Here is a 5680-nt window from a genome sequence, read left to right on the forward strand (position 1 = left end):
GCCCGCCTTACGGGGCGAGGGCGACAAGCCTGCGCACCGATGAATGCCGAACAAGCGGAGAATCAGAACCCCGTCGTCACCAACTTCCCGATCGCACGCCTTTCGTCCAGAAGGCGATGCGCCTCGCGCAAGTTCGCTGCGTTAAGCTTGCGGAGATTACGGGCGCTTCGGCATGTCGCCGAAGTGATCCACGTTGTGATCGGCGCCCAGCTCGTTGCCCATTTCGCCAATTCCGGCCGCGTGATGCTCCCCGCATAGACGACCGCGTCGCCCATCTTGACCAAGCGTAATGTCCGGACCGACCGCCTTCACCGTACCCACCGCATCCCAGCTGCGCACGCGCGGCGACTCTTCGACCTCGTCCTTCGGCGTGTGGGTCCATCTTATGGACTTCCACCTTCGCGGAAAAATACGGTAATCGCTAAAAAATCTTCTTCCGAATCGCGAAGATCGATAAACGAAAGTGACCTTCTAGGCCAACACGTATAGGACTAGGCCAAAGTTCATCTCAAAGAAATGGGAATAAGAGTTTTCCGATTTTAAATAATTTTTAGCCCTCAGACTATTGCTAACGAGACATCGATACGGCCTTTAGACCGGCGCGATCCATAGTTCGTGGGTGTACATTAAAAGCTTGCATATCCAGATTTTTGGGGGTACATTATTAATGCCAATCTCGTACAACGTACTGAAAAGCGAGACGAACATTCGGGAGCGTGGCCTGTCTTTCGAGGCGGTCCGCGACCTGGATATGACAACGGCGCTGGTTGTCGAAGATATCAGGAAGCTTTACGAGGAGCGGCGCTTCCAGGTGCTTGGCTTAATTGAAGGCAGGTTGCACATGCTGGTTTTTACTCCGCGCGGCGCGAAGATGCACGTGATCAGCCTGCGTAAAGCAAATTCTCGCGAGATAAACAGATATGAACAAGCAAATCAAAGAAGTTAAGGATCTGGCGCCGGAAGACAATCCGGAATGGGGTGATACCGAATTCGCCCGCGCGCGTCCGGCCTCGGAGGTCTTGCCGGAGCTTTATGGCCAGGAACGCGCGCAGGAACTATTGCGCCCGCGCGGACGGCCCAAGCTCGAGAATCCCAAGCTGCCCGTCAAATTGCGGATCGATCCGGATGTGGTCCATGCGTACAAGGCGCAAGGCGACGGCTGGCAGACACGCATGAACGCCGCCTTGCGCCATTACGCCATGTCGCACGGTCTGATGCGTTGAAGCTGCAGCAAGTCCGTCATTCCACCAGAACCGGCGCTTCCACAAACCCCCGAAAGCGAGCACGCGCGGCTCGCGTTGGGGCGCCACTCAGCCGATACGCCGGAAAGCGCGCCACGAATCGTCCGATCGCGATTCGGGCCTCAAGACGCGCGAGCGACAAACCCGCGCACTGGTGAATGCCGAATCCGAACGCAAGGTGGCGGTTCGGCTCCCGGGTGATATCGAATGTTTCGGCATGGTCGAATTGCTCCGGGTCGCGATTCGCCGCGCCAATGCACAAGGTTACCGGCGTCCCGCGCGGTACTTCAATGTCCGCGATCTGCGTATCCGCCGTTGCTATCCGGTTGCCGAGCTGGTTCGAACTTTCGTAGCGCAGGCATTCCTCAATTGCGCTTTCAATCAGCTCCGGCCGGGCCCGCAGCCGCGAGCGTTGCTCCGGCCACTGTGCCAGCAGGACAATGCCGTTGCCGATCAGATTGGTGGTCGTCTCGTGGCCTGCGTTCAAGATGAAGATGCAGTTATGCAGCAATTCGGCCTCGTCGAGCGTTTCGCCGTCGGATTCACTCTGGATGAGACGCGTCAACACATCGTGCTGCGGATCGCCGGGATTTCTCCGGCGGAGTGCCACCAGCGTCACCAGATAATCGATGAACTCCGTCACCGCGCGATTGCCCTTCTCGTGCTGCTCCACGGTGAGCGCCGGCTCCAGCGCGCCGAGAATCGCGAGGGACCAGTCGCGCAGCGGCGCGCGTTCGTCGTGCGGGACATCGAGCAGGTTGCCGATCACTTCAACCGGAATCGCCGATGCAAATTCGCCGATCAAATCGATCTCGCCACGCTCGGCGGCCTGATCGAGCAGAGCATCGACAAGCCTAACGAGGCCGGGTTCCATTGCGGCGATGGCGCGTGCCGTCAGCGCGCCCGCTATCAGCTTGCGAACGCGCGTGTGCCGCGGCGGATCGTTGAAAACGAGGCTGGTCGTGTGATGTGCGAAAAGGGGACTGTCGGCGCCGTACTTCGGGCCGAACTCCACGGTCTTGTCCGAACTGAAGGTCTTCGGATCGCGATATACCGCCTGCACGTCTTTGTATCGTGTGAGAAAGAGCGAACCGTCCGGCATTCTCTTGATCGGCTCGGTGGCGCGCAACGCATCGTAGACCGGATAGGGATCGGCGTAGAACGCGGCGTCGAGCTGGCGCAGGTCGAAGGCGCGTGCGTGGTCGGTCGGGTTCATTCGGGTCTCCGTTATGTCATCTGACGTTCATGATAGCGGCGTGGCGCGTGCGTTCGCCATCGGTCGGGACCATTACAATGACGGTCTTTCGCCGCTAAAATTTTCCCCCTCGTCATGAATCTCGTCATCCAAAGCCTGGAACCGATCGCCGATACCCATCTGAAACCGCTCGCCGCCCTCGCCCGTTCGCGGCAAACGGAGCGCGCGGCCGCTGACGGCACGGTGTTGCGGTTGAGCGGCGCTGATCCGCTGCAGCGTCCGGACATCGATGCCTATTGCGGCACACATCGGCTGGATTACGCGTTCGTGGCACCGGACGCGCGGCTTGCCGACTTCGGCCTGGTTGCAATGGACATGGATTCGACGCTGATCACGATTGAATGTATCGATGAAATCGCCGACTTCTGCGGGCTGAAAGCGGAGGTCGCGGCGATCACGGAAGCGTCGATGCGCGGCGAAATCAAGGACTTCAACGAGAGCCTGACACGGCGCGTCGCGCTGCTGAAAGGACTCGATGCAAACGCGATGGAGCGCGTGTACGAGGAGCGCCTGCGCTTGTCGCCGGGCGCGGAAGTCATGCTCGCGGGCGCCCGCGCCGCCGGCCTGAAAACGCTCTTGGTGTCCGGCGGTTTCACGTTCTTCACCGAAAAACTGAAAGCACGCCTCGGCCTGGATTTCACGCGCGCAAACACACTGGAAATCATCGATGGGAAGCTGACCGGCAAGGTGACCGGTGAGATCGTCAACGCAGAAGTGAAAGCCCGCACGTTGCGTGAAACGTGCGCTCAGCTCGGGATTGATCCGAAACGCGCCATCGCGATGGGTGACGGGTCGAACGACCTGAAGATGATGGCGGAAGCGGGGTTGTCGGTGGCGTTCAGGGCAAAGCCGGTGGTCCGGGAATCGGCGACGCTCGCGCTCAATTTCGTGGGACTCGATGGCCTGTTGAAACTCTTCTGAACGCCGCCGTTGGTTGTTCTCAGTCGCCCAGGCCATCCAGCGCGCGCTCCAGATCCGCGCGCAGATCGGCCTCCTCCTCCAGCCCGATATACAAACGCACCAGCACGCCCTCATGCGGCCACGCGCCGGCGGTGCGCATCGACTTGATGTTGTACGGCATGGCGAGGCTGTTCGCGCCGCCCCAGCTCCAGCCAATCGCGAAGTTTGCCAGCGCTTCAACGAAGGTATCGATTTGCGCCGGGCTGTAGCGCTTATCGAAGACCATGGAAAACAGGCCGCCCGCGCCCGTAAAATCGCGCTCGAAGAACTCATGGCCCGGACAATCCGGCAGCGCCGGATGCAGCACCGCCGCGATTTCCGGGCGTGTCTTCAGCCAGCGCGCCAATGAAAGCGCCGTCCGGTCATGCGCTTCGAAGCGGATTTTCATGCTCGGCAAGCTGCGCAACACCAGCGAACAATCGTCTGACGACACACCGATCCCCATGCGCATCCGCGCGGCTTTGATCCGGGCGTGGAGGGGTTTATCGGCGGTGATGATCGCGCCCATCAAAATGTCGCTCCCGCCCGACTGGTACTTGGTCAGCGCCTGCACCGAGATGTCGACGCCGTGTTCGAACGGCTTGAACGCGAGGCCGGCGGAGTAGGTGTTGTCGATAGCAGTCAACACCTCATGTGCGCGCGCAACCTTCGTAATGGCCGGCACGTCCTGCACTTCCATGGTCACCGAGCCCGGTGCTTCCAGCCAGATCAGCCTGGTGTTCGGCTGGATCAATGCGTCGATACCCGCACCGATCAGCGGATCGTAATACGTCACTTCGAGCCCGAAATCCTTGGCGAGCCAGTCGGCGTGTTCGCGATTGGGCGAATACGCGTTGTCCGGAATCAGCACGTGATCGCCGGATTTGACGAGCGCGAAATACACATTCGATATCGACGATAACCCCGACGGTGCCAGCAACGCATGCTGACCGCCTTCGATCACGGCGAGGCGTTGCGCCAATGCAAGCGATGTCGGCGTGGCATGCAGGCCATAGCGCCACTGGCTGTCGTCGTGCCAGACGAGGGCGCGCATGGTGGCGAGATCCGGAAACACGACCGTCGACGCACGCGCGACCGGCACCGAAAACGACTGGAAACCGGGCGTCAGCTCGTCCTCAGGATGGACGATGCGAGTCTGCAAGCTGCGTTCTTTCGACGAATGGCTGGAATCGGTCATGGAAATGTCCTGCATGTCTGGGCTAAAAGAAAAAAGCGCCATCGCGAGAAGCCGATGACGCCGTATCACGCTGGACGGCTAAGTGCAAATCACTCGCCGATGATCACGTTGCTCGTCCCGCCCACTGCGTTGTTCGGCGGCACGGGCGCGGGTTCGAGCGACGGCGCGGCGGGCGGCGCGGATCTCGGCGCGAGCGGCGCATTCGCACCGGCCGCACGGGCGGGCGGCAATCCGGCGCCGACCGGCTTGAGCTCGAACGGCACCGGGTTGGAATCGTCGGCGTTCATCCGCTCACCGGATACGCTGCCGTCGGCGGCAAACTTGCCGACCCAATTGCCCGTGATGTGCGTGCCATCGGTCGACTCTTCGATTTCGAGCGTATCGCCGTCGCGGTCTCCCGCCACCACGATCACCGTCGGACTTCCTGCGAACCGGTATTCGCCGTGAACGCCCGACGCTTCATCCGTCTTTGCGCCGAGCTTCATCTCGATCTGTTGGTCGCCGAGCGTACCTGCGTACACCGGAAACCGCGCAAATTCGGGGTTGGGCGTCAAGGGTTTTGCCGGCGGCAACGCCAGCGTCTCGATGGCTTCCGACGTCCCCGGCGCCCGCAGGCCCAGGTCGCCCGGCGTGGCCGCTGCACGCGCTGCTGAAACCGAGCGCGATCCATCGGGCGGCATGGCTGAATTACATCCGGCAAGCATCAGCGCTGCCGCCGCGAATGCTGCCACTTTCAATTGCGTCATCAATGGTCTCTGCTCAATCGCTACTTACACGTTCAAAAATTGCCGCGATACCCTGCCCGCCGCCAATGCACATCGTCACGAGCGCATATCGGCCGCCCGTGCGCTGCAGCTCGTACAGCGCCTTCACGGTGATCAACGCGCCCGTTGCGCCAATCGGATGGCCGAGCGAAATGCCCGAGCCGTTCGGATTGACCTTCGCGGGATCGAGCGCCAGTTCCTTCGATACCGCACATGCCTGCGCCGCAAATGCTTCGTTGGCTTCGATCACATCGAGATCGGCCACGCTCAATCCGGCGCGCTC

6 protein-coding genes and 2 pseudogenes are annotated in these 5680 nt (G+C 61.1%); 3 read left to right on the forward strand and 5 right to left on the reverse strand.

Going from position 1 to position 5680, the window contains the following annotated elements; translation table 11 throughout:
* Positions 1–168: 168 nt before the first annotated feature.
* Positions 169–369 (reverse strand): annotated as a pseudogene (locus ACFFAR_RS22875) (hypothetical protein); the annotation flags it as partial.
* A 265-nt stretch (positions 370–634) separates the two neighbouring features.
* On the opposite strand from ACFFAR_RS22875, the gene ACFFAR_RS22880 reads away from it, so the two are divergent.
* Positions 635–946, forward strand: coding sequence for a BrnT family toxin (locus ACFFAR_RS22880; protein WP_375508524.1), 312 nt, complete (start codon positions 635–637; stop codon positions 944–946).
* Complete coding sequence (locus ACFFAR_RS22885; RefSeq protein WP_061999512.1) at positions 921–1223, forward strand: BrnA antitoxin family protein; 303 nt, start codon at positions 921–923, stop codon at positions 1221–1223. The genes ACFFAR_RS22880 and ACFFAR_RS22885 overlap by 26 nt, the downstream gene beginning before the upstream one ends.
* Positions 1224–1239: 16 nt before the next feature.
* On the opposite strand, the gene ACFFAR_RS22890 is transcribed toward ACFFAR_RS22885, so the two are convergent.
* Positions 1240–2457, reverse strand: a complete 1218-nt coding sequence (locus ACFFAR_RS22890; RefSeq protein ID WP_174364581.1) for a cytochrome P450 — start codon at positions 2455–2457, stop codon at positions 1240–1242.
* 114 nt (positions 2458–2571) lie between these two features.
* On the opposite strand from ACFFAR_RS22890, the gene serB reads away from it, so the two are divergent.
* Positions 2572–3417, forward strand: coding sequence for a phosphoserine phosphatase SerB (gene serB, locus ACFFAR_RS22895; protein ID WP_174364580.1), 846 nt, complete (start codon positions 2572–2574; stop codon positions 3415–3417).
* A gap of 19 nt (positions 3418–3436) precedes the next feature.
* On the opposite strand, the gene ACFFAR_RS22900 is transcribed toward serB, so the two are convergent.
* From ACFFAR_RS22900 to ACFFAR_RS22910, 3 genes and pseudogenes are all read right to left on the reverse strand, one after another.
* Positions 3437–4633: a cystathionine beta-lyase gene (locus ACFFAR_RS22900; RefSeq protein WP_174364579.1), complete on the reverse strand. Its 1197-nt coding sequence runs from the start codon at positions 4631–4633 to the stop codon at positions 3437–3439.
* A gap of 89 nt (positions 4634–4722) precedes the next feature.
* Positions 4723–5379 (reverse strand): hypothetical protein, encoded by a 657-nt coding sequence (locus tag ACFFAR_RS22905; RefSeq protein WP_375508525.1) that lies wholly within the window; start codon positions 5377–5379, stop codon positions 4723–4725.
* A gap of 13 nt (positions 5380–5392) precedes the next feature.
* Positions 5393–5680: pseudogene (locus ACFFAR_RS22910) on the reverse strand (acetyl-CoA C-acyltransferase); the annotation flags it as partial.

Source organism: uncultured Caballeronia sp., from assembly GCF_964243625.1.
GTDB lineage: Bacteria > Pseudomonadota > Gammaproteobacteria > Burkholderiales > Burkholderiaceae > Caballeronia.